Source organism: Pseudomonas brassicacearum, from assembly GCF_003732225.1.
GTDB lineage: Bacteria > Pseudomonadota > Gammaproteobacteria > Pseudomonadales > Pseudomonadaceae > Aquipseudomonas > Aquipseudomonas brassicacearum_E.
Window position 1 is genome coordinate 363,006 of sequence record NZ_MOBJ01000003.1, and the last position, 22,615, is coordinate 385,620.

Below are 22,615 nucleotides of genomic sequence, written 5' to 3' on the forward strand. Positions count from 1 at the left end.
TTGGGCCAAGAGCCACGGAACACAAGGGCTCAACTGTTCACAATCAACTTTAGAAATGTCTACAATTTCTTTTTACGGCACGGCTTGCAGCATGGCCGGATGGGTCAACGGCAACAGCCAGCGCGCCTGACCGGATTCCAAACCACCGCGCTTTGAGCGATCGAGCACCCAGCCACGCGCCTCGATCCGCTTACCGTTGAGCCGCTCCAGTGCCACCGGATCAAATTGGCCGAGCAGATTGGGTGCAACGTACAATACAACCGAACCCTGCAACTCGATCCAAATACCGCCACGATTGCGCTGAACCTTGCTCACACGACCACTGAGCAGAGCAAAACCCGACGTATTGATCTGCTCCGTTTTCAGTACAGGCGACTGCCGCCAAAGCCCCAGTCCGGCCTGCCGAGCACTGCGTTCGGCGACCTGTTGGCAACTGACAAAATCGACGTTCGGCGCCACCGCCACCAGGTAGCCGAGGCCTTCGGCAAGCATCTGCGCTTCGAGATTGGCACCGCTGTCGCTGAAAAGATGGGCCAGGGTCCGCCCGTAGCGATCCTTGCCCTCTTGACCCGCCAGCAAACCTAACCGTCCGTCGCTCGCCGCCACCAAAGCTTCCAGTCGCTTACGCGCAGCCACGGCGAAAGGCTCATCGGAGCGACCTTTTTTGCCCAGTTCCGGGGTATTCAAACCGATCATGCGCACGCTGCGGCCGTCGTTCAGGCGCACCGTGTCGCCATCCACCACGCGCTGCACGCTGACGGTTTCCAGATTGCTGGGCGTCGGGCAGAAAGCCTGAGCAGCGGAAAGCCAAATCGCAGACATAAAAAAGGCGCCCGCAAAGGACGCCTTTTTTATCAGTCTGGAGAAGCCGAAACGACTCTCCAAAATGATCAGCCTTAGGCTTTTTTGGCGAAAGCACCGAAACGATCGGCGAACTTCTGTACACGGCCGCCAGTATCCAGAGTCTTCTGCTTACCGGTGTAGAACGGGTGGCACTCGTTGCATACGTCGATCGCCAGAGGCTTGGCCAGGTTCGAACGAGTTTCGAACTTGTTGCCACAGCTGCAGGTAACTGCGGTGATTTCGTATGTTGGATGGATATCGGCTTTCATGGTGTCTTCCTCGGGTAGCGTGCCGCCACTCAACACTATTGTTGAATACCGCACGTAATTAGGCCGCGGATTCTACCAGACCTTTGCAATCACGCAAGCTATGCCTCACACCGACCGTCTGCTAGGCTCCGGCCCTTCTTCACCGCCCGTTCAATGAGATCCCCCCGCGTGCCCGACGCCATTTTGCGCCTCGCCCTGCCTTCGCCCCTGCGCCGCCTGTTCGACTACCGTGCCCCGGCGGGAGTCCTGCGCGCGCATTTGCATCCGGGCATGCGGTTGCGGGTGCCGTTCGGCCGCCGCGAGATGATCGGGATACTGGTGGAAGTCACCAGCCACAGCGAAGTCCCGGTCGACAAACTCAAACCGGCACTGGCCCTGCTCGACGCCACCCCACCGCTACCGGCGGCACTGTTCAAGCTATGCCTGTGGACATCCCAGTATTACCAGCACAGCCTCGGCGACACCTTGAGCTGGGCGTTACCGGTATTGTTGCGTCAGGGTGAAATGGCCGAGGCGCGCCAGGAACGTTTCTGGTCGATCACCCCGGGCGCGAAACTGGATGATCCGCGTATCGCCCGCGCTCCACGTCAACGCGAGGCGCTGGCGACGCTGGCCCAACATCCTCATGGCGTTGCCCATCAGTTGCTGAGCAAGTTGATGTTGAGCAAAGACAGCCTCGACCTGCTGCTGGCCAAAGAACTGGTGCAGGTGGAGATCCGCAAACACGCGCCCGGCGAGCGTCACGAACACTGGCTGGCGCAACCGGAGTTGCCGCTGAACCCGGAACAACGCGCCGCGTATGAAGCGATCCGCGCAGGTTTCGACAGTTTCCATGCGTTCCTGCTGGCCGGTGTCACCGGCAGCGGCAAGACCGAAGTCTATTTACAACTGATCCGTGAAACCCTTGAGGCCGGCAAGCAAGCACTGGTGCTGATCCCCGAAATCAACCTCGGGCCGCAGACCCTGGCGCGCTTCGAGCAGCGCTTCAATGCGCGTATTGCCCTGGTGCATTCGGCCGTCAACGACCGCGAGCGGCTGGAATCCTGGCTCGCTGCCCGGGACGGTGAGGCCGACATTATTATCGGTACCCGCTCGGCACTGTTCACACCGATGAAGAACCCCGGGCTGATCATCATTGATGAAGAGCACGACGGCTCTTATAAACAGCAGGAAGGTTTGCGCTATCACGCCCGCGATCTGGCGTTGGTGCGAGCGCGGCAGGAAAACATCCCGATTGTCCTCGGGTCGGCGACTCCGTCACTGGAAAGCCTGCACAACGCCTACACCGGCCGTTATGGGCTCTTACGCCTGAACGAGCGCGCCGGCGGGGCGAAGCAACCACGCTTCCTGCGTCTGGACGTCAAAAGTCGCCCGCTGGACAGTGGCATATCCGGGCCGATGCAACAGGCCATCGGTCAGACACTCGCCGCCGGCCAGCAAGTATTGGTGTTCCTCAACCGTCGTGGCTTTGCGCCGACCCTGCTTTGTCACGACTGCGGCTGGATGTCCGAATGCCAACGCTGCGATGCGCGCATGACCGTGCACCAGCGCTCCGGCGAACTGCGCTGCCACCATTGCGGTTATGTCGAGCGGGTCCCGCGGCATTGCCCAACCTGCGGCAAAGTCGATTTGCGACCGGTGGGCGCCGGCACCGAGCGCGCCGAAGAGCGCCTGGGGATTCTGTTCCCGGACTACCCGGTGTTGCGGGTCGACCGCGACAGCACTTCGCGCAAGGACGCGATGAATCAGCTGTTCGCGACTATCCAGAAAGGTCAGCCGTGCATTCTGGTGGGCACGCAGATGCTCGCCAAAGGGCATCACTTCCCACGGGTAACGCTGGTGTCGATTCTCGATGCCGATGGCGGACTGTTCTCCGGCGACTTCCGCGCCAGCGAGCGCATGGCGCAGTTGATCGTGCAGGTGGCGGGGCGTGCCGGTCGCGCCGAAGAGCCGGGCAAAGTGATCATCCAGACCCACTTGGCTGACCACCCGCTGCTGGTGCAGTTGACCGAACAAGGTTATTTCGCCTTTGCCGAGCAGGCCTTGAGCGAACGTCGTTCCGCCGGACTGCCACCGTTCTCGCACCTGGCGCTGTTGCGGGCCGAAGCACACAAACCGGGGCAAGCCGAAAGCTTCCTTGATGAAGCGTGCAGCGAGGCGGAACGATTGCTGGCTGAGCAAAACCTGACCGGCATCGAATTGCTGGGGCCAGTGCCGGCACCGATGGAACGTCGGGCCGGGCGTTATCGTGCGCAATTATTGTTGCAAGCCACGGCACGGGCACCGCTGCATCGATTGCTGAGCGCTTGGTTGCTGGCGCTGGAGCAGATGCCGAGCGGGCGGGCGGTGCGTTGGTCTTTGGATGTCGATCCGGTCGATTTGTATTGATTTGGCGATTGCCATCGCGAGCAAGCTCGCTCCCACAGTGGATCTTGGGTGTTCATGTATTTTTTGTTCACCACCAACTCCCTGTGGGAGCGAGCTTGCTCGCGATGGCGGCGGATTTGTCACCACATATCCATAACCTGCCTGCTATGGTTGGCAAGCCCGACTTCGCAACGGATAATGCCCAGTTTTTCCACCTGCGCATTGATGCGCCGCCGCTTTGCGGTTGATAGAGAAGACCATGAAAGACACCATTCGCCAGTTGATCCAGCAAGCCCTCACCCAACTCGTTACCGACGGTGTGTTGCCTGAAGGCCTGACGCCGGCGATTCAGGTGGAGAACTCCCGTGACAAGACTCACGGCGACTTCGCCAGCAACATCGCCATGATGCTGGCCAAACCTGCCGGCATGAAACCGCGCGATCTGGCGGAAAAAATCATCGCCGCGCTGCCGGTTGACGAAAACGTCAGCAAAACCGAAATCGCCGGCCCGGGCTTCCTCAACTTCTTCCAGAACACCCAGGCCCTGGCCTCGCGCCTGGACGCCGCCCTCGCCGACGCCCAAATCGGCGTGCGCAAGGCAGGTTCCGTGCAGCGCACCGTGGTCGACCTGTCGGCGCCGAACCTGGCCAAAGAGATGCACGTCGGTCACTTGCGTTCGACCATCATCGGCGACGGCGTGGCACGCGTGCTGGAGTTCCTCGGCGACACGGTGATCCGCCAGAACCACGTAGGCGACTGGGGCACCCAGTTCGGCATGCTGATGGCGTACCTGCAGGAAAACCCGATTACCAGCGACGAGCTGTCTGACCTCGAAAATTTCTACCGCGCCGCCAAGCAGCGTTTCGACGAATCCGCAGAGTTCGCCGACCGTGCCCGTGGCCTGGTGGTCAAGTTGCAAGCCGGCGACGCCGAATGCCTGGCGCTGTGGACCAAGTTCAAGGACATCTCGCTGTCCCACTGCCAGAAAATCTACGAACAGCTGAACGTCAAACTGACCATGGCCGACGTGATGGGCGAAAGTGCCTACAACGACGACCTGATCAACGTGGTCAACGACCTCAAGGCCAAAGGCATGCTGGTCGAGAGCAACGGCGCCCAGTGCGTGTTCCTCGACGAGTTCAAGAACGCTGACGGCGACCCGCTGCCGGTGATCATCGTCAAGGCTGACGGCGGCTACCTCTACGCCACCACCGACCTGGCGGCTGTGCGTTATCGCAGCGGCGTACTGAAAGCCGATCGCGCGCTGTACTTCGTCGACCAGCGTCAGGCCCTGCACTTCCAGCAAGTGTTCGAAGTGGCGCGCCTGGCCGGCTTCGTGACCCATCCGATGGAAATGGAGCACATGGGCTTCGGTACCATGAACGGCGCCGATGGCCGTCCGTTCAAGACCCGTGACGGCGGCACCGTGAAGCTGATCGACCTGCTGAACGAAGCCAAGGAACGTGCCTACACGCTGGTGAAGGAAAAGAACCCGGAACTTGCCGAAGCCGATCTACGCAACATCGCCAAGGTGGTGGGCATTGGCGCGGTGAAATACGCCGACCTGTCCAAGCACCGCACCAGCGACTACAGCTTCAACTTCGACCTGATGCTGAACTTCGAAGGCAACACCGCGCCGTACCTGCTGTACGCCTACACCCGTGTGGCTGGCGTATTCCGCAAACTCGGCAAGGACTTCAGCGAAGTCGAAGGGCAGATCGTTCTCGAGGCTGCTCACGAACACGAACTGGCCGCCAAGCTGGCGCAGTTTGGTGAAGTGCTGAATAACGTCTGCGACAAGGGCACGCCGCACATTCTTTGCACCTACCTGTACGACGTTGCCGGTCTGTTCTCCAGCTTCTACGAGAACTGCCCGATCCTCAGCGCCGAAACACCGGCACAGATGCAGAGCCGCTTGCGCCTCGCCGCATTGACCGGCCGCACTCTCAAGCAAGGCCTGGAACTCTTGGGCCTGGAAACTCTGGAGCGTATGTAAGTTGGCTGCCAAGAAAAAACCAGCACCAAAGCGTGGCGCCAGCCGTTACCAAGCTCCTGCAAAAAAGCCGATTCCGGGATGGCTGTGGATGGCCATCGGCCTGACCGTGGGTGCATTCATCGTATTCCTGATGAAGCTGGAGCCGGGTAAAAGCAGCGAAAGCGTCAAACGCGAGAAAGTGGAGCAACAAAAAGCCACCAAGATCGCCGAGGCCAACAAGACCCCGCCGAGCCCGACGCAACCAGTGAAGCCGAAATACGACTTCTATACCTTGCTGCCGGAATCGGAGGTCATCGTGCCGCCGGATGCGGTGCCGGAGAAAACCCTGCCGACGCCGCAGACCGCACCTGTTGCGCCTGTTGCGCCGGTAACGCCGGCAGAAGCGGCGAAGATCGACACTGCACGCGCTCAGGCAGCCCTGAGCGGCGTCACTCCGCCGCCAGCACCACCAGTGGCGAAAGCCGCGCCAGTGACCAAGTTCTTCCTGCAAGCGGGCTCGTTCCGCAAGCAAGCTGATGCCGACAAGGTCCGCGCGCAGATCATTCTGCTCGGCCAGGCGGTTTCGGTAGAGTCCGGCACGGTGAAGGACGAAACCTGGTTCCGCGTACTGGTCGGCCCGTTCAGCAACCGCGAACAGCTGACCACCGCACAGAAACAACTGGCCGGCAGCGGTTTCAGCAACCTGTTGTTACAACAACGCCAAAGCCGCTGATCAGCTGCCACCGCAGCTCCGCGGAGACACAAATCCCCGTAGGAGCTGCCGCAGGCTGCGATCTTTTCAGAGTCTCAGGATGATTGTCAGGACAAGAGCCAACAGCAGGATCAACAGATCGCAGCCTTCGGCAGCTCCTACGCCGCTTGTCCCCTGCAGTTGAAAAACGCTCCACCACCCCCATATGAGTTTGCATAAGGCATTTTCGCCCCGCTGCGTGGAGACTCTTCCCTTGACCACCATCGTTTCAGTTCGCCGCCACGGCAAAGTCGTCATGGGCGGCGACGGCCAGGTTTCTCTCGGCAATACCGTGATGAAAGGCAACGCGAAGAAAGTTCGCCGCCTGTACCACGGCCAGGTCATCGCCGGTTTTGCTGGCGCCACCGCTGACGCCTTTACCCTCTTCGAACGTTTCGAAGGCCAGCTTGAGAAGCACCAGGGCCACCTGGTTCGCGCCGCCGTCGAACTCGCCAAAGAATGGCGCACCGACCGCTCCCTCAGCCGCCTCGAAGCGATGCTTGCGGTCGCCAACAAAGACGCTTCCCTGATCATCACCGGCAACGGCGATGTGGTCGAACCCGAAGAAGGCCTGATCGCCATGGGTTCCGGCGGCGGCTACGCTCAGGCCGCCGCCAGCGCCCTGCTGAAGAAAACCGATCTGTCGGCCCGGGAAATCGTCGAAACCGCCTTGGGCATCGCCGGCGACATTTGTGTCTTCACCAACCACAACATCACCATTGAGGAGCAGGACCTCAGCGAATAAGCCTGTTTCGGCCATCACGCCACGGCATTCATTCTTGCTTGAGGACCACCCATTACCATGCCAATGACTCCCCGCGAAATCGTCCATGAACTCAGTCGCCATATCATCGGCCAGGACGATGCCAAGCGCGCCGTCGCCATCGCCCTGCGTAACCGCTGGCGCCGGATGCAGTTGCCTGAAGAGCTGCGCGTTGAAGTAACACCAAAGAACATCCTGATGATCGGCCCGACCGGTGTCGGTAAAACCGAAATCGCCCGTCGCCTGGCCAAACTCGCCAACGCGCCGTTCATCAAGGTCGAAGCGACCAAGTTCACCGAAGTCGGTTATGTCGGCCGTGACGTCGAGTCGATCATTCGTGACCTGGCCGATGCGGCGATCAAGCTGCTGCGCGAACAGGAAATGATCAAGGTTCGCCATCGCGCCGAAGACGCCGCCGAAGAGCGCATCCTCGACGCACTGCTGCCACCGGCACGCATGGGCTTCAGCAACGAAGACGCCGCGCCGGCCCAGGATTCCAACACCCGCCAACTGTTCCGCAAGCGTCTGCGCGAAGGTCAGCTGGATGACAAGGAGATCGAAATCGAAGTCGCCGAAGTGTCCGGCGTCGATATCTCCGCGCCACCGGGCATGGAAGAAATGACCAACCAGTTGCAGAGCCTGTTCGCCAACATGGGCAAGGGCAAGCGCAAGAGTCGCAAGCTCAAGGTCAAGGAAGCGCTGCGGCTGGTGCGCGACGAAGAAGCCAGCCGCCTGGTCAATGACGAAGAGCTCAAGGCCAAAGCCCTGGAAGCGGTCGAACAACACGGCATTGTGTTCATCGACGAAATCGACAAGGTCGCCAAGCGTGGCAATTCCGGCGGTATCGACGTATCCCGCGAAGGCGTACAGCGCGACTTGCTGCCGCTGATCGAAGGCTGCACGGTCAACACCAAACTGGGCATGGTCAAAACCGACCACATCCTGTTCATCGCCTCCGGTGCGTTCCACCTGAGCAAGCCGAGTGATCTGGTGCCCGAGCTGCAAGGTCGTCTGCCGATCCGCGTCGAACTCAAGGCCCTGACCCCGGAAGACTTCGAGCGCATCCTCAGCGAGCCGCACGCATCGTTGACCGAGCAATACCGTGAGCTGCTGAAAACCGAAGGCGTGACCATCGAGTTCCTGCCGGACGGTATCAAGCGCGTGGCAGAGATCGCCTGGCAGGTGAACGAGAAGACCGAGAACATCGGTGCCCGTCGCCTGCATACCCTGCTCGAGCGTCTGCTCGAAGAGGTGTCGTTCAGCGCCAGCGATCTGGCCAGCACTCACAGTGAAGAGCCGATCCGCATCGACGCTGACTACGTCAACAGCCACCTCGGTGAATTGGCACAGAACGAAGACCTGTCCCGTTATATCCTGTAGGTCATTTCTACTGTGGTACGGGACCTGTGGGAGCGAGCTTGCTCGCGATGAGGCCATAACGTTCAACATTGATGTTGAATGTCACACCGCCATCGCGAGCAAGCTCGCTCCCACAAGGGCCTTCACAATGACGGACTACCGGCCCCATGACGACCAAACTCCCCACCGATATCAAACTGCACAAAGCCTCGAAAACCCTGGAGCTGAAATACGCGCCCGACGAGGTCTATCACCTGAGCGCAGAATTTTTGCGCGTGCACTCTCCTTCCGCCGAGGTCCAGGGCCATGGCAAACCTATCCTGCAATTTGGCAAGATCGGCGTAGGCCTGAACAAGGTCGAACCGGCCGGTCAGTACGCACTGAAATTGACCTTCGATGACGGCCATGACAGCGGCCTGTTCACCTGGGAATATCTGTACCAGCTGGCGCGACGATATGACGCACTCTGGGACGACTATCTTGCCGAGCTCAAAGCCGCCGGAAAAACCCGCGACCCAAACGAGTCTGTCGTCAAGCTGATGCTCTAGATCAGGGTTTTCGCTCTTTAGAGGGCATTTTCTAATTTCATCTGATTGAATGCTGGGCCGCGATGCCGAGGATCGGCCCGCTTGCGAAAAAAATTAAACTCGGGTAACCAATGGAGCTGGCAAGTTCTGTGCAGCGCTCCCTGAACTAAAAAATCAGCGTTGCGCAATTAACGGTCACCCGAGCAGTAGTACCTGGCATTTGCTGTGTGACTGCACAGCAGGCCTCAGGTACTCGTCTCAGGACAATGGAGCGTCGTAGATGAGTAACAAGAATAACGATGACCTGAAATATCAAGCCTCGGAAAATACCCTGGGGCTAAATCCGGTCATCGGCTTGCGTCGAAAGGATCTGCTTACCTCTGCCCGCATGGTGCTGACCCAGGCCATCAAACAACCCATCCATAGCGTCAAGCATGTCGCGCACTTTGGCATTGAGCTCAAGAACGTGATGCTCGGTAGATCCGAGTTGCAACCGGAAAGCGATGACCGTCGCTTCAACGATCCGGCGTGGAGTCAGAACCCGCTCTACAAACGTTATCTGCAAACTTACCTGGCGTGGCGCAAGGAACTCCACGACTGGATCGGCGACAGCAAACTGTCCGAGCAGGACATCGCCCGCGCGCACTTCGTGATCACCCTGATGACCGAAGCCATGGCCCCGACCAACAGCGCGGCCAACCCTGCTGCCGTCAAACGCTTCTTCGAAACCGGCGGCAAAAGCCTGCTCGACGGCCTCTCTCACCTGGCCAAGGATCTGGTGCACAACGGCGGCATGCCAAGCCAGGTCAACATGGGCGCCTTCGAGGTAGGCAAGAGCCTGGGCACCACCGAAGGCGCGGTGGTTTTCCGCAACGATGTACTGGAGCTGATCCAGTACCGGCCAATCACTGAACAAGTATTCGAACGCCCACTGCTGGTGGTGCCACCACAGATCAACAAGTTCTACGTTTTCGACCTGAGCCCGGACAAAAGCCTGGCGCGCTTCTGCCTGCGCAACAACGTGCAGACTTTCATCGTCAGCTGGCGCAACCCGACCAAGGCTCAACGTGAATGGGGCCTGTCGACCTACATCGAAGCGCTCAAGGAAGCGGTCGATGTGGTCACCGCGATCACCGGCAGCAAAGACGTGAACATGCTCGGCGCCTGCTCCGGCGGCATCACCTGCACCGCACTACTGGGTCACTACGCAGCGATCGGCGAGAAGAAGGTCAACGCCCTGACCCTGCTGGTCAGCGTGCTCGACACCACCCTTGATTCCCAGGTCGCGCTGTTCGTCGACGAACAAACCCTCGAAGCCGCCAAGCGCCATTCCTATCAGGCCGGTGTGCTCGAAGGTCGCGACATGGCCAAGGTCTTCGCCTGGATGCGCCCCAACGACCTGATCTGGAACTACTGGGTCAACAACTACCTGTTGGGCAACGAGCCGCCGGTCTTCGACATTCTGTTCTGGAACAACGACACCACCCGGTTGCCTGCGGCGTTCCACGGCGACCTGATCGAATTGTTCAAAAACAACCCACTGATCCGTCCCGATGCACTGGAAGTGTGCGGCACGCCCATCGACCTCAAGCAGGTCACGGCCGACGTCTACTCCCTGGCGGGTACCAACGACCACATCACACCGTGGAAGTCGTGCTACAAGTCGGCACAACTGTTCGGCGGCAAGGTCGAATTCGTGCTGTCCAGCAGCGGCCATATCCAGAGCATTCTGAACCCGCCGGGCAACCCGAAATCCCGTTACATGACCAGCACCGACATGCCGACCCATGCCAACGACTGGCTAGAAAACTCAACCAAGCACACTGACTCCTGGTGGCTGCACTGGCAGGCCTGGCAGGCCGAGCGTTCGGGCAAACTGAAAAAAGCCCCGACCGTACTCGGCAACAAGACCTATGCGGCAGGTGAGGCATCGCCGGGAACATACGTGCATGAACGCTAACTGACACACCGCGACCTCATGTGGGAGCGAGCTTGCTCGCGATGACGGCGTCACCTTCGGCCAATTTGCTGACTGACACACCGCTATCGCGAGCAAGCTCGCTCCCACAGAGGACGAGCAAGCATTAGCGACAACGACCCAACCCACAGGGCCTGAAGCATGCCGCAACCGTTCATATTTCGTACCGTCGACCTGGATGGTCAAACCATCCGCACCGCAGTACGCCCCGGCAAGCCTCACTTGACGCCCTTGCTGATTTTCAATGGCATCGGCGCCAACCTGGAGCTGGTGTTTCCGTTCGTCCAGGCGCTGGACCCGGACCTGGAAGTGATCGCCTTCGACGTCCCCGGTGTCGGTGGCTCATCAACACCTAACCACCCTTATCGCTTTCCTGGCCTGGCCAAGCTGACCACACGGATGCTCGACTACCTCGATTACGGGCAAGTCAACGTGGTGGGTGTTTCCTGGGGCGGGGCGCTCGCCCAACAGTTCGCCTTCGACTACCCCGAGCGCTGCAAGAAGCTCGTTTTGGCGGCGACGGCGGCGGGCATGGTGATGGTGCCGGGCAAACCGAAAGTGCTGTGGATGATGGCAAGCCCAAGACGTTACATTCAGCCATCCCACGTGATTCGCATTGCGCCGCTGATCTACGGTGGTTCGTTCCGCCGGGATCCGAACCTGGCGGCGGAGCACGCGAGCAAAGTGCGTTCGGCGGGTAAGCTCGGCTACTACTGGCAGCTGTTCGCGGGCCTGGGCTGGACCAGTATTCACTGGCTGCACAAAATCAACCAGCCGACCCTGGTACTGGCCGGCGATGATGACCCGCTCATTCCGCTGATCAATATGCGCATACTCGCCTGGCGTATTCCCAATGCCCAGCTACACATAATCGACGACGGTCATTTATTCCTGATCACCCGGGCCGAGGCCGTCGCACCGATCATCATGAAATTTCTCCAGGAAGAACGCCAACGGGCAGTGATGCATCCGCACCCGGCGTCGTTCGGCGGCACATAAAGTACTACGTACGTCGACAGGAGTGTCGAGAGCCGCAAGGGAGGTCCGGAGCGACTATGGTGTCTATTCGGAATTGATGTACTTGTTGATGGCTTGACGAAGGAGTGTTGACTCATGCGAGACAAAAAAGCGCCGGGCGCCTTTCCCCCACCCGCCGCATTCATCAATGCTCAGAGTGCGATCACCGGTCTGCGCGGCCGGGACCTGCTCTCGACTCTGCGCAGCGTCGCCGCCCATGGCTTGCGCCACCCGGTACAGAGTGCCAAACACGCACTGGCATTGGGCGGGCAACTGGGCCGGGTGCTACTGGGCGAGACCCTGCACCAGCCCAACCCTTCGGACAGCCGCTTCGCCGACCCGAGCTGGGCCCTCAATCCGTTTTACCGGCGCGGTCTTCAGGCCTACTTGAGCTGGCAGAAACAGGTCAAAAAATGGATCGATGAAAGCGGCATGTCCGCGGATGACCGTGCACGCGCGCAATTTGCCTTTACCCTGCTCAACGATGCCGTCTCGCCTTCCAATACCTTACTCAACCCGCTGGCGGTCAAGGAGCTGTTCAACTCTGGCGGCCAGAGTCTGGTGCGTGGTCTCAGCCATCTGTTCGACGACCTGATGCACAACAACGGCCTGCCCAGCCAGGTCACCAAGCATGCTTTCGAGGTCGGCAAAACGGTTGCCACCACCACCGGCGCGGTGGTGTTTCGCAACGAATTGCTGGAGCTGATCCAGTACAAGCCGATGAGCGAAAAGCAGTACGCCAAACCGCTGCTCGTGGTGCCGCCGCAGATCAACAAGTACTACATTTTCGACTTGAGCCCGCACAACAGCTTCGTCCAGTTTGCGCTGAAGAACGGCCTGCAAGTGTTCATGATCAGCTGGCGCAACCCGGATGTGCGCCATCGCGAATGGGGCCTGTCGAGTTATGTCGAAGCGGTGGAAGAGGCGCTGAATGTCTGCCGGGCGATCACCGGCAGCCGCGAGGTCAACCTGATGGGCGCCTGCGCCGGGGGCCTGACCATCGCCGCCTTACAAGGACATCTGCAAGCCAAACGACAACTGCGGCGGGTCGCCAGCGCGACCTATCTGGTCAGCCTGCTCGACAGTCAACTGGAAAGCCCGGCGACCCTGTTCGCCGACGAGCAGACCCTGGAGGCGGCCAAGCGTCGCTCCTATCAAAAAGGCGTGCTCGAAGGCCGCGACATGGCCAAGGTCTTTGCCTGGATGCGCCCCAACGACCTGATCTGGAACTACTGGGTCAACAACTACCTGTTGGGCAAAGAGCCGCCAGCGTTCGACATTCTCTACTGGAACAACGACAACACTCGCCTGCCGGCAGCCTTTCACGGCGACCTGCTGGATTTCTTCAAGCACAACCCGTTGACCCATCCTGGCGGACTGGAGGTCTGCGGCACGCCGATCGACTTGCAGAAGGTCAACGTCGACAGCTTTAGCGTCGCCGGGATCAACGATCACATCACGCCTTGGGACGCGGTGTACCGCTCGACACTGCTGCTGGGGGGTGAACGACGCTTCGTGCTGTCCAACAGTGGTCACGTGCAGAGCATTCTCAATCCACCGAGCAACCCCAAGGCCAACTATGTCGACAACCCGAAACTGAGCAGCGATCCACGGGCCTGGTACTACGACGCCAAACATGTCGACGGCAGTTGGTGGACCCAATGGCTGGGCTGGATTCAGGAACGTTCCGGTACTCAACACGAAACCCTGATGGCCCTCGGCAACCAGAACTATCCACCGATGGAGGCGGCGCCAGGCACTTACGTGCGCGTACGCTGAACTCTCCCCGTGCCACGGCCGCAAGTGTCGGCCGTGGCCTGACGAATCACTAAGAAGACTGGATGAAAACCCGCGACCGGATTCTTGAATGCGCCTTGCTGCTGTTCAATCAAAAGGGCGAGCCGAATGTTTCCACCATGGAAGTTGCCAATGAGTTGGGGATCAGCCCCGGCAACCTCTACTACCATTTTCACGGTAAGGAGCCGCTGATTCTCGGACTGTTCGAGCGTTTTCAAAGCGAATTGACGCCGCTGCTCGACCCACCGTCGGACGTGCGACTGGCACCGGAAGATTACTGGCTGTTCCTGCACCTGATCGTCGAACGCCTGGCGCACTACCGCTTCCTGTTCCAGGACCTGTCGAACCTGGCCGGACGCTTGCCGAAACTGGCCAAGGGCATCCGTAATCTGCTCAATTCCCTCAAGCGCACACTGGCCTCGTTGCTGGCCCAGTTGAAGGCTCAGGGGCAGCTGGTCAGCGACACCCAGGCACTCGGGCAACTGGTGGAACAGATCACCATGACCTTGCTGTTTTCCCTGGACTATCAGCGGATTCTCGACCGCGAAGGCGAAGTGCGAGTGGTGGTCTACCAAGTCATGATGCTGGTGGCGCCGCACCTGCTACCACCGGCAAAAACCGCGACCGAGCAGTTGGCGTTGCAGTATCTGGAAGAGCACGAATAACCCTGTGGGAGCGAGCTTGCTCGCGATGAGGCCATCACAATCAACATTGATGGTGACTTTAAGATAGCTATCGCGAGCAAGCTCGCTCCCACATGGTCTCTGTGGTGTTTTCTGGAATGTACTCCAAAACAAAAACGCCCGACCTTCGCAGGCCGGGCGTTTTTGCGTGCCCTGGGTTAATCAGGACTGACTGGTTGGCGCCGATGGGACTGGCGTTACAGTCGGGGTCACAGCAGGGGTTGGCGCCGCGGCGGAGTTCGCCGAGCTGACCGGTGCTGCCGGTTTGGCGGCGGCCACTGCGGGTTTCGGTGCGGCAGCTTTCGGGGCTGCAGGTTTCTTGGCTACCGGCTTCTTCGCAGCAGCAGGCTTGGCGGCGGCTTTTGCAGCAGCCGGTTTGGCTGCCGCGGTTTTCGCTGCTGGCTTGGCTGGCGCTTTAGCCGCTGGTTTGGCAGCCGGTTTAGCGGCAGCTTTGACCAGTGGTTTGGCGGCAGTTTTAGCAGCAGGTTTGGCTGCTGCGGTTTTAGCCGCAACAGGCGCAACCTTGGCACCGGTGAGTTTTTCGATTTGCTTGGTCAGGGTATCGACCTTGCTGTGCAGCGCTTTGACTTCATTGCGGCTTGGCACGCCAAGACGCGAAATGGCGCTGTTCAGGCGCTTGTCGAAAGCCCCTTCCAGTTCGTCCCACTTGCCCAGCGCGCGATCTTTGACACCGCTGATACGCGACCTGGCCGATTGAGCGGAGTCTTTGGCAGCGTCGACTGTTTTGCCGACAGCGCTCTTGGTGAGCTTCTCGGCTTTCTCGCCATCCTTAACCAATGACTCGAAGAGTTTGCTGCCGTCAGTGTCGATCTTCGAGTACACGCCTAAACCAGCAAGCCAGATTTTGCGGGAGTAGTCTTCAACTTTCCCAATCCACGAGCTGCCTTCTTTCTCGGTGTTCTTTTTACCAGCCATCCCGTTCTCCTTAAGATTTACGCGCGACGCGTTCGAGCAATGCCGTCAGCTCATCGAGCTTAGCAGAGAGTGTCTCAACGTCATGTTTAGACGGAATGCCGATACGATTCAAGGCACTTGCGACACGCGTGTCGAAAGCTTTCTCGACCTTGTCGAGTTGAGCTTCGACTTTGTCTTTGAAAGTACTGACTTCGCTCTTGGCTTCATCAATCTCGGCATTGGCCGCTTCAAGCTTCTCGACAACTACCTTTTTGCCTTTCTTTTCAACAGTTTGACCAGCCTTGATCAACTCCTGAAAGTACTCGCTGCCTTCTTGACCGACCTTGGTGTAGGCACCCAGGCCTGCCAGCCAGATCTTGCGGGCATAGGATTTCACTTCGCTCACCGCAGTCGGCTGAACGTCAGTTTTTTTCTTCAAAGTAACTTTGGCCATGGTGCACCTCACGCGCAGAAGGTTTGAGGAACTGCCCGTCAAGCGTCGGGCTCAGGCACAAAGTAGTGAGAAAAATTAGAAACGGCACCCTAACAACTGACACAAAAAACGCGGATGACGCAGTACCACTGTGGGAGCGAGCTTGCTCGCGATAGCTGTTCATCATTCGACATTGATGCTGACTGACACTCCGCCATCGCGAGCAAGCTCGCTCCCACATGAAAAGCGCAAATCAGACCAATGCCTTATCGAGGGCTCTTTCGATTTCCGACTTGATGGTGCCACTCATTGCCGACATCAACAGACCGAGTTCGACATCGATCCTGATCGAGGTGTCGCCCACATACACCGCACCTTTGACCCCGGAACGTTTGAGGTTCAGGGTGTCGCCCGACCACTGAGGTTCCAGGCCATATTGCACCGCCAGTTTTTCTGCCAGTTTGTCAGCCTTCTCGCGGGCTGCTTCCTTACCCAGGCCATGGGTACGTTCAACACTGATATGGGCCACTGAATGACTCCTGCTTTATCGGGATGTGCCTCAAACATTCTGACCCCTGCTGCGTCAAAACGTCCGGGCGATTGCCTATCTTACCTTCAGCCTTGCCAAGACAAAGCATGCCTGCGGGATTAGAATGTCGCGCATTCTCTTTTGGTGACAGCGATATGACTGATCAGCGCAAAGGCAGCGATGCCGAACCCACCACTCACTTCGGCTTCAAAAACGTTCCGGAAAGCCAGAAAGCGGAAAAAGTCGCTGAGGTTTTCCACTCGGTAGCCGCCAAATACGACTTGATGAACGACCTCCTGTCGGGCGGCATGCACCGTCTGTGGAAGCGTTTCGCGATCGAACTGTCCGGCGTTCGCACCGGTAACCGAGTGCTCGACATCGCCGGCGGCACTGGCGACCTGACCAGAAAATTCTCGCACCTGGTAGGCCCGACCGGTCAGGTGGTGCTCGCCGACATCAACGAATCCATGCTCAAGGTCGGTCGTGACCGCCTGCTGGATCTGGGTGTGGCCGGCAACGTCGAGTTCGTTCAGGCCGACGCTGAAAAGCTGCCGTTCCCGGACAACCACTTCGACTGCGTGACCATCGCGTTCGGTCTGCGCAACGTTACCCACAAGGAAGACGCCCTGCGCTCCATGCTGCGGGTACTCAAGCCGGGCGGTCGTTTGCTGGTGCTGGAGTTCTCCAAGCCGACCAACGCGCTGATGTCCAAGGCCTACGATGCCTACTCGTTCGCCTTCATGCCGTTGATGGGCAAGTTGATCACCAATGACTCGGAAAGCTATCGCTACCTGGCCGAATCGATCCGCATGCACCCGAACCAGGAAACCCTGAAGTCGATGATGGTTGAAGCCGGTTTCGACCGCGTGACCTACCACAACATGACCGCAGGCATCGTCGCCCTGCACCGTGGCATCAAGCCCTGATGTTGCTCGCAGGCCTGCTCGCCAGTGTCGAACTCGGCCTCAACCGGGTACTGCGACTCGACAGCACGGCGCTGCCGCGCCTGGCGCATTTGAACGGCAAGGTGATTGCCGTCGATTGCCGCAGCCCGGCGTTGCAGATGTTCATTCTGCCCAGCGACGAAGGCCTGATGCTGGCGGCGCACTGGGCCGCGGATGCCGATTGCACCTTACGTGCGCCGGCATCGAGCCTGCTTGCGCTTGCCGTAAGCAACGACAAACCGTCGGTCCTGCATGGCCCTGAAGTTGAACTCGACGGCGACAGCGGCGTGCTGCTGGCGCTGGCGTCAGTCCTTCAGGACCTGGAGCTGGACTGGGAATACGAACTCTCGCGCTGGCTCGGCCCGGTCGCCACGCAATTGCTTGGCGGTCACTTGCGTAGCCGCGCACGCTGGTATCAACAAGGTTTCGCCAGCCTGAACCAGAATCTTGCCGAATACCTCGCCGAAGAATCGCGCGCCCTCGTCGGCCAGCACGAAGCCGAAGCGCGGTTTAGTGAACTGGACCAGATCAAACTCGATCTGGAACGTCTTGAGGCGCGCTTCGAGCGTCTTTCCCGATCCCTTGATTCAAGCGATAACGCATGAAGCTGCTTGCCGTCCGCCGTTTGTTGCGCATCCAGCGCGTCGTGATCCGCTACCGCCTCGATGACCTGCTGTTCGCCCTGCCACTGCCGTGGTTCCTGCTGACACTGCGTTATGCGCTGCCGTGGCGCTGGTTCCCGCGTAAAACCCTGGACCTGAGCCGGGGCGCGCGTTTGCGGCTGGCCTTGCAGGACCTGGGGCCGATTTTCATCAAGTTCGGGCAGATTCTTTCCACCCGCCGCGACTTGCTGCCCGAAGACATCGCCGATGAGCTGATGCTGTTGCAGGACCGTGTGCCGCCGTTTGACTCGCAAGTAGCGGTCAAGCTGATCGAAGAACAGCTGGGCAAGAAGATCAGCGATGTGTTCAGCCGATTCGACATCGAACCGCTGGCCTCGGCTTCAGTGGCGCAGGTCCATGCGGCACAGCTCAAAAGCGGCGAAGAAGTGGTGGTCAAGGTCATCCGCCCAGGGCTCAAGCCGGTCATCGCGCAAGACCTGGCCTGGCTGTTCATCCTCGCCCGCGCGGCGGAAAAACTTTCTGCCGATGCGCGCCTGCTGCACCCGGTGGACGTGGTCAGCGACTACGAAAAGACCATCTTCGACGAACTCGACCTGCTACGCGAAGCGGCTAACGCCAGCCAGCTGAGACGCAACTTCGACGGCTCGCCGTTGCTGTACGTGCCACAGGTCTACTGGGACTGGTGCCGGCCAAAAGTGTTGGTAATGGAGCGTATCTACGGGATTCAGGTCACGGACCTGGCAACCCTCGCCGACCAGCGCACCGACATGAAAATGCTCGCTGAACGTGGCGTGGAGATCTTCTTCACCCAGGTGTTCCGCGACAGTTTCTTCCACGCCGACATGCACCCCGGCAACATCTTCGTCAGCACCGTGCAGCCGTGGAGCCCGCAGTACATTGCGATCGACTGCGGGATCGTCGGCAGCCTGACACCTGAAGACCAGGATTATCTGGCACGCAACCTGTTTGCGTTTTTCAAACGCGACTACCGTCGCGTGGCTCAGTTGCACATCGATTCGGGCTGGGTGCCAGCGGAGACCAAACTCAACGAATTCGAAGCGGCAATCCGTACGGTGTGCGAGCCGATCTTCGAAAAACCGTTAAAAGATATTTCCTTCGGTCAGGTGCTGATGCGCCTGTTCCAGACCGCGCGACGCTTCAACATGGAAGTGCAGCCGCAGCTGGTGCTGCTGCAAAAAACCCTGCTCAACATCGAAGGCCTGGGTCGTCAGCTGTACCCGGACCTCGACCTGTGGAACACCGCGCAACCGTTCCTCGAACGCTGGATGCGCGACCGTGTCAGCCCGAAAACCTTGCTGGGCAACCTGCACAATCAGGTCGAACAATTGCCGCACCTGGCCAACATGACCCGCGACCTGCTCGAGCGCATGTCACAGCCCCACGTCGTAAATCCACCAGCGGCCTGGCACCGCCGTTCGGACGACTGGTTCCTGCGCCTGCTCGGCACCGCGCATCTGGCGGGCGGCGCGATCCTGCTGGCCGGCGGCCCTTTGGACGGGCTCGGCCATTGGCCCGGCGCAATCATGGTGGCCGTAGGCTTGTATCTGATCGTTCGACGATAGCCAGTTGCGCCGCGCACTGGCACACTGTTTCAACGCCAGGGCTCCACTACTGAAGTGTCGAGCCCACTGTCGGAGTCGAAGATGAAAGATTGGCTGGACGAGATCAAATGGGACAGCGACGGCCTGGTGCCGGCGATCGCCCAGGATCACAAAACCGGGCGCGTGCTGATGATGGCCTGGATGAACCGCGAAGCGCTGGAACTGACCGCCGCCGAGAATCGCGCAATCTATTGGTCACGCTCGCGCGGCAAACTGTGGCGCAAGGGCGAAGAGTCCGGGCATGTACAAACCCTGCATGAGATGCGCCTGGACTGTGACGCCGACGTGATCATTCTGATGGTCGAGCAAATCGGCGACATCGCCTGTCATACCGGCCGTCAAAGCTGCTTCTACCGCGTCTATGAGAACGGCGACTGGAAAACCGTCGACCCGGTCTTGAAAGACCCGCACGCCATCTATTCGGACCACAAACATGACTGACACCTTGACCCGTCTGGCCCAAGTACTGGAAGAGCGTAAAGGCGCTGCCGCCGACAGCTCCTATGTCGCCAGCCTTTACCACAAGGGCTTGAACAAGATTCTGGAAAAGGTCGGCGAAGAGTCGGTCGAGACCATCATTGCCGCCAAAGACGCCGCCATCAGCGGAGATTGCAGTGATGTAATCTACGAAACCGCTGACTTGTGGTTCCATAGTATGGTCATGCTCGCCCAACTGGGGCAGCATCCGCAGGCAGTGCTCGATGAACTGGACCGCCGCTTCGGCCTGTCCGGACACGTCGAGAAAGCCTCGCGCCCGACCGCTTGAATAACTATTAGAGAGGAACAGCAACATGGGCATTTTTGACTGGAAACACTGGATCGTCATCCTGATTGTCGTGGTACTGGTTTTCGGCACCAAGAAACTGAAAAACCTCGGCACTGACGTCGGCGAAACGATCAAGGGCTTTCGCAAAGCCATGAACGACGAAGAAAAGCCTGCCGAGCCGACAGTTCCGCCGACCGCCGCGCAGCCAGCGTCGCCGGTGCAGCCACAGGCCACGACACTGAACGAGCCGCACACCATTGACGTGCAGGCCCATAAAGTCGAAGAGCCGACCCGCAAAGACTCGTGAGCACAGACCAATGTTCGGTATCAGCTTCTCTGAACTGCTGCTCGTCGGCCTCGTTGCCCTGCTGGTGCTGGGCCCCGAGCGTCTGCCGGGTGCTGCGCGCACTGCCGGTCTGTGGATCGGACGCCTGAAGCGCAGCTTCAATGCGATCAAAACGGAAGTTGAACGTGAAATCGGTGCCGACGAGATTCGTCGACAACTGCACAACGAGCACATTCTGTCGCTGGAGCAAGAGGCGCGCAAAATCCTCTCGCCAACCCAGCAACAGCCGACGCCGGTCGAAGCGGTGGCTGAGCAGACGATTCCCGCGCCTGCACCTGTTGCTGAAACTGCACCTGTTGTAACACCGGTTGAACCGCCTCCAGCGGTCGTTGTCGCCCCACCGGCAGCACCTGTTACTCCTGCGGCGGCAACCACTGCGCCAGCCCCCCACGATCCAACACTGCCGCCGCGAGCCCCATGAGCGATATTCCAGAGAACGACCAGCACATGCCGCTGGTTTCGCACCTCACCGAGTTGCGCACTCGCCTGCTGCGCTGCGTCGCGGCGATCTTCCTGATCTTCGCCGGGCTGTTTGCTTTCACCCAGCAGATCTACACCTTCGTCTCGATACCGCTGCGCCAGTACTTGCCGGCCGGCGCGACGATGATCGCCACCGACGTGTCCTCGCCGTTCCTGACGCCGTTGAAGTTGACCATGATGGTCTCGCTGTTCCTGGCGATCCCGGTGATCCTGCATCAGATCTGGGGTTTCATCGCGCCGGGCCTGTACAAGCATGAGAAGCGCATCGCGGTGCCGCTGCTGGTCTCCAGCATTCTGCTGTTCTATACCGGCATGGCGTTCGCCTACTTTCTGGTGTTCCCGCTGATCTTCAAGTTCTTCGCCTCGGCCACTCCGGCGGGCGTGGAAATGATGACCGACATCACCAGTTACCTGGATTTCGTCATGACGCTGTTCTTCGCCTTCGGCGTGGCGTTCGAGATCCCGGTGGCCGTGGTGCTGCTGGTATGGATCGGCGTGGTCGACGTCAAATACCTGAAGAAGGTCCGTCCCTACGTGGTCATCGGCTGCTTCGTGGTCGGCATGATTCTGACCCCGCCGGACATCTTCTCGCAGACCCTGCTGGCCGTGCCGATGTGGCTGTTGTTCGAGATCGGCATCCTGTTTGGCAGCCTGGTCAGCAAACGCGAAAAACCGGCGGATGAGCAACCGGCAGACGATCACAACGACCAGCCGCCAGCGACTCAAGCGTGAACCTGCTGCTCCTCGAAGAAGCCGATTTCATTGCGGCTGACCGGGTGATCCTGCGCGATCGCCGACTGACCCACATGCAGGAAGTGCATCGCTGTGAAATCGGCGACAGCATGCGGGTCGGGCGGATTGGCGGATTAATGGGCTCAGCCGAAGTGCTGCGCCTGGAAGCCACCGAAGCCGAACTGCACGTCACCCTCGACCAACCACCACCGGCCAAGCTGCCACTGACCCTGGTGCTGGCCCTGCCACGCCCAAAGATGCTGCGCAGAGTGTTCCAGACAGTGGCCGCCATGGGCGTGCCGCGAATCGTGCTGGTGAACAGTTATCGCGTCGAGAAGAGCTTCTGGCAGACCCCGTTCCTCGAACCCGAGGCGATTCGCGAGCAACTGATCCTCGGTCTGGAACAGGCCCGCGACAGCGTACTGCCAGAGATCGTCATCGAGAAACGCTTCAAGCCCTTCGTCGAAGACCGCCTGCCAGCCATCGCCGACGGCACCCTCGGGCTGATCGGCCACCCCGGCAACTATCCGCCCTGCCCCCGCGGGCTGGACGAACCGGTGACCCTGGCCATCGGCCCGGAAGGCGGCTGGATCCCCTACGAAATCGACCTGCTGACCAAGGCCGGCCTGCAACCGGTGCAGCTCGGCGACCGCATCCTGCGGGTCGAAACCGCCGTCACGGCCCTGCTTTCGCGCCTGTTCTAAGACCTCCCCGCCGCCCCCCCACGCGCGCGCGCGTAGGAGCTGCCGCAGGCTGCGATCTTTTCAAATGAGATCAAAAGATCGCAGCCTTCGGCAGCTCCTACAGAAAGCCGCATACCGGCCGATATTCTCTCTATAAATCCAATCAAAGTGGTCATAGGGAGTCCGCAGCATGTACCGATGGTTAGCCGAACA

24 protein-coding genes are annotated in these 22,615 nt (G+C 59.7%); 19 read left to right on the forward strand and 5 right to left on the reverse strand.

The genetic code is table 11. The annotated features are described in order from the left end of the window. Positions 1-72: 72 nt before the first annotated feature. Both BK659_RS04615 and rpmE read right to left on the reverse strand, forming a co-directional pair. Positions 73-822 carry a thermonuclease family protein gene (locus tag BK659_RS04615; protein WP_123423942.1) on the reverse strand — a complete coding sequence of 250 codons (750 nt, stop codon included), beginning with the start codon at positions 820-822 and terminating at the stop codon, positions 73-75. A 74-nt stretch (positions 823-896) separates the two neighbouring features. Beyond that, entirely contained in the window at positions 897-1,112 is a 216-nt protein-coding gene (gene rpmE, locus BK659_RS04620; RefSeq protein WP_123423943.1) for a 50S ribosomal protein L31, read from the reverse strand. A 168-nt stretch (positions 1,113-1,280) separates the two neighbouring features. Between rpmE and BK659_RS04625 the strand changes: the two genes are divergently transcribed. The 10 genes from BK659_RS04625 to BK659_RS04670 all read left to right on the forward strand — a co-directional run bounded on the left by BK659_RS04625 (position 1,281) and on the right by BK659_RS04670 (position 14,311). After that, positions 1,281-3,500 carry a primosomal protein N' gene (locus BK659_RS04625; protein ID WP_123423944.1) on the forward strand — a complete coding sequence of 740 codons (2,220 nt, stop codon included), beginning with the start codon at positions 1,281-1,283 and terminating at the stop codon, positions 3,498-3,500. Positions 3,501-3,738: 238 nt separating this feature from the next. Next, on the forward strand, positions 3,739-5,475 hold the full coding sequence (argS, locus tag BK659_RS04630) for an arginine--tRNA ligase (protein ID WP_123423945.1): 1,737 nt from the start codon (positions 3,739-3,741) through the stop codon (positions 5,473-5,475). 1 nt (position 5,476) lies between these two features. Further along, positions 5,477-6,187, forward strand: coding sequence for an SPOR domain-containing protein (locus BK659_RS04635; protein ID WP_123423946.1), 711 nt, complete (start codon positions 5,477-5,479; stop codon positions 6,185-6,187). Between the two features lie 232 nt (positions 6,188-6,419). After that, positions 6,420-6,950: an ATP-dependent protease subunit HslV gene (gene hslV, locus BK659_RS04640; protein WP_123423947.1), complete on the forward strand. Its 531-nt coding sequence runs from the start codon at positions 6,420-6,422 to the stop codon at positions 6,948-6,950. Positions 6,951-7,007: 57 nt separating this feature from the next. Continuing rightward, positions 7,008-8,348: an ATP-dependent protease ATPase subunit HslU gene (hslU, locus tag BK659_RS04645; RefSeq protein WP_123423948.1), complete on the forward strand. Its 1,341-nt coding sequence runs from the start codon at positions 7,008-7,010 to the stop codon at positions 8,346-8,348. A gap of 146 nt (positions 8,349-8,494) precedes the next feature. Then, a complete protein-coding gene (locus BK659_RS04650) occupies positions 8,495-8,875 on the forward strand; it encodes a gamma-butyrobetaine hydroxylase family protein (protein WP_123423949.1) in 381 nt (126 codons plus the stop codon). Positions 8,876-9,134: 259 nt separating this feature from the next. Beyond that, the gene (gene phaC, locus BK659_RS04655) at positions 9,135-10,814 is read left to right on the forward strand and encodes a class II poly(R)-hydroxyalkanoic acid synthase (RefSeq protein WP_123423950.1); all 1,680 of its coding nucleotides are present in this window, start codon (positions 9,135-9,137) and stop codon (positions 10,812-10,814) included. Positions 10,815-10,973: 159 nt separating this feature from the next. Continuing rightward, the gene (phaZ, locus tag BK659_RS04660) at positions 10,974-11,831 is read left to right on the forward strand and encodes a poly(3-hydroxyalkanoate) depolymerase (RefSeq protein WP_123423951.1); all 858 of its coding nucleotides are present in this window, start codon (positions 10,974-10,976) and stop codon (positions 11,829-11,831) included. Between the two features lie 114 nt (positions 11,832-11,945). After that, on the forward strand, positions 11,946-13,628 hold the full coding sequence (phaC, locus tag BK659_RS04665) for a class II poly(R)-hydroxyalkanoic acid synthase (protein ID WP_123423952.1): 1,683 nt from the start codon (positions 11,946-11,948) through the stop codon (positions 13,626-13,628). A 62-nt stretch (positions 13,629-13,690) separates the two neighbouring features. Then, the gene (locus tag BK659_RS04670) at positions 13,691-14,311 is read left to right on the forward strand and encodes a TetR/AcrR family transcriptional regulator (RefSeq protein ID WP_123423953.1); all 621 of its coding nucleotides are present in this window, start codon (positions 13,691-13,693) and stop codon (positions 14,309-14,311) included. 180 nt (positions 14,312-14,491) lie between these two features. On the opposite strand, the gene BK659_RS04680 is transcribed toward BK659_RS04670, so the two are convergent. The 3 genes from BK659_RS04680 to BK659_RS04690 all read right to left on the reverse strand — a co-directional run bounded on the left by BK659_RS04680 (position 14,492) and on the right by BK659_RS04690 (position 16,206). Then, positions 14,492-15,265, reverse strand: coding sequence for a phasin family protein (locus BK659_RS04680; RefSeq protein ID WP_123423955.1), 774 nt, complete (start codon positions 15,263-15,265; stop codon positions 14,492-14,494). 10 nt (positions 15,266-15,275) lie between these two features. Then, the gene (locus BK659_RS04685) at positions 15,276-15,698 is read right to left on the reverse strand and encodes a phasin family protein (protein WP_123423956.1); all 423 of its coding nucleotides are present in this window, start codon (positions 15,696-15,698) and stop codon (positions 15,276-15,278) included. Positions 15,699-15,930: 232 nt separating this feature from the next. Further along, positions 15,931-16,206: a polyhydroxyalkanoic acid system family protein gene (locus BK659_RS04690; RefSeq protein WP_123423957.1), complete on the reverse strand. Its 276-nt coding sequence runs from the start codon at positions 16,204-16,206 to the stop codon at positions 15,931-15,933. A gap of 155 nt (positions 16,207-16,361) precedes the next feature. On the opposite strand from BK659_RS04690, the gene ubiE reads away from it, so the two are divergent. The 9 genes from ubiE to BK659_RS04735 all read left to right on the forward strand — a co-directional run bounded on the left by ubiE (position 16,362) and on the right by BK659_RS04735 (position 22,423). Continuing rightward, a complete protein-coding gene (ubiE, locus tag BK659_RS04695) occupies positions 16,362-17,132 on the forward strand; it encodes a bifunctional demethylmenaquinone methyltransferase/2-methoxy-6-polyprenyl-1,4-benzoquinol methylase UbiE (protein WP_007989286.1) in 771 nt (256 codons plus the stop codon). Further along, the gene (locus BK659_RS04700; RefSeq protein ID WP_123423958.1) at positions 17,132-17,755 is read left to right on the forward strand and encodes a ubiquinone biosynthesis accessory factor UbiJ; all 624 of its coding nucleotides are present in this window, start codon (positions 17,132-17,134) and stop codon (positions 17,753-17,755) included. Before ubiE ends, BK659_RS04700 begins: the two co-directional genes overlap by 1 nt. Further along, complete coding sequence (ubiB, locus tag BK659_RS04705; protein WP_123423959.1) at positions 17,752-19,356, forward strand: ubiquinone biosynthesis regulatory protein kinase UbiB; 1,605 nt, start codon at positions 17,752-17,754, stop codon at positions 19,354-19,356. The genes BK659_RS04700 and ubiB overlap by 4 nt, the downstream gene beginning before the upstream one ends. 81 nt (positions 19,357-19,437) lie before the next feature. Then, positions 19,438-19,836, forward strand: coding sequence for a phosphoribosyl-AMP cyclohydrolase (hisI, locus tag BK659_RS04710; RefSeq protein ID WP_054595207.1), 399 nt, complete (start codon positions 19,438-19,440; stop codon positions 19,834-19,836). Beyond that, on the forward strand, positions 19,829-20,161 hold the full coding sequence (locus tag BK659_RS04715) for a phosphoribosyl-ATP diphosphatase (protein WP_123423960.1): 333 nt from the start codon (positions 19,829-19,831) through the stop codon (positions 20,159-20,161). The genes hisI and BK659_RS04715 overlap by 8 nt, the downstream gene beginning before the upstream one ends. 25 nt (positions 20,162-20,186) lie before the next feature. Further along, entirely contained in the window at positions 20,187-20,468 is a 282-nt protein-coding gene (locus BK659_RS04720; RefSeq protein WP_123423961.1) for a twin-arginine translocase TatA/TatE family subunit, read from the forward strand. 10 nt (positions 20,469-20,478) lie between these two features. Beyond that, positions 20,479-20,928 carry a Sec-independent protein translocase protein TatB gene (gene tatB / locus BK659_RS04725; protein WP_123423962.1) on the forward strand — a complete coding sequence of 150 codons (450 nt, stop codon included), beginning with the start codon at positions 20,479-20,481 and terminating at the stop codon, positions 20,926-20,928. Next, on the forward strand, positions 20,925-21,719 hold the full coding sequence (tatC, locus tag BK659_RS04730; protein ID WP_123423963.1) for a twin-arginine translocase subunit TatC: 795 nt from the start codon (positions 20,925-20,927) through the stop codon (positions 21,717-21,719). Before tatB ends, tatC begins: the two co-directional genes overlap by 4 nt. After that, positions 21,716-22,423: a 16S rRNA (uracil(1498)-N(3))-methyltransferase gene (locus BK659_RS04735; RefSeq protein WP_123423964.1), complete on the forward strand. Its 708-nt coding sequence runs from the start codon at positions 21,716-21,718 to the stop codon at positions 22,421-22,423. Before tatC ends, BK659_RS04735 begins: the two co-directional genes overlap by 4 nt. Positions 22,424-22,615: the final 192 nt, after the last annotated feature.

Bases quoted from the DNA above. Each gene is read 5' to 3' on its own strand.
- BK659_RS04720 (WP_123423961.1), top strand. From the start codon at position 20,187: ATGGGCATTTTTGACTGGAAACACTGGATCGTCATCCTGATTGTCGTG.
- argS (WP_123423945.1), top strand. From the start codon at position 3,739: ATGAAAGACACCATTCGCCAGTTGATCCAGCAAGCCCTCACCCAACTC.
- BK659_RS04685 (WP_123423956.1), bottom strand. From the start codon at position 15,698: ATGGCCAAAGTTACTTTGAAGAAAAAAACTGACGTTCAGCCGACTGCG.
- ubiB (WP_123423959.1), top strand. From the start codon at position 17,752: ATGAAGCTGCTTGCCGTCCGCCGTTTGTTGCGCATCCAGCGCGTCGTG.
- tatB (WP_123423962.1), top strand. From the start codon at position 20,479: ATGTTCGGTATCAGCTTCTCTGAACTGCTGCTCGTCGGCCTCGTTGCC.
- phaC (WP_123423952.1), top strand. From the start codon at position 11,946: ATGCGAGACAAAAAAGCGCCGGGCGCCTTTCCCCCACCCGCCGCATTC.
- BK659_RS04715 (WP_123423960.1), top strand. From the start codon at position 19,829: ATGACTGACACCTTGACCCGTCTGGCCCAAGTACTGGAAGAGCGTAAA.
- BK659_RS04650 (WP_123423949.1), top strand. From the start codon at position 8,495: ATGACGACCAAACTCCCCACCGATATCAAACTGCACAAAGCCTCGAAA.
- BK659_RS04680 (WP_123423955.1), bottom strand. From the start codon at position 15,265: ATGGCTGGTAAAAAGAACACCGAGAAAGAAGGCAGCTCGTGGATTGGG.
- BK659_RS04700 (WP_123423958.1), top strand. From the start codon at position 17,132: ATGTTGCTCGCAGGCCTGCTCGCCAGTGTCGAACTCGGCCTCAACCGG.
- rpmE (WP_123423943.1), bottom strand. From the start codon at position 1,112: ATGAAAGCCGATATCCATCCAACATACGAAATCACCGCAGTTACCTGC.
- tatC (WP_123423963.1), top strand. From the start codon at position 20,925: ATGAGCGATATTCCAGAGAACGACCAGCACATGCCGCTGGTTTCGCAC.
- BK659_RS04670 (WP_123423953.1), top strand. From the start codon at position 13,691: ATGAAAACCCGCGACCGGATTCTTGAATGCGCCTTGCTGCTGTTCAAT.
- hisI (WP_054595207.1), top strand. From the start codon at position 19,438: ATGAAAGATTGGCTGGACGAGATCAAATGGGACAGCGACGGCCTGGTG.
- phaC (WP_123423950.1), top strand. From the start codon at position 9,135: ATGAGTAACAAGAATAACGATGACCTGAAATATCAAGCCTCGGAAAAT.
- hslU (WP_123423948.1), top strand. From the start codon at position 7,008: ATGCCAATGACTCCCCGCGAAATCGTCCATGAACTCAGTCGCCATATC.
- phaZ (WP_123423951.1), top strand. From the start codon at position 10,974: ATGCCGCAACCGTTCATATTTCGTACCGTCGACCTGGATGGTCAAACC.
- BK659_RS04615 (WP_123423942.1), bottom strand. From the start codon at position 822: ATGTCTGCGATTTGGCTTTCCGCTGCTCAGGCTTTCTGCCCGACGCCC.
- ubiE (WP_007989286.1), top strand. From the start codon at position 16,362: ATGACTGATCAGCGCAAAGGCAGCGATGCCGAACCCACCACTCACTTC.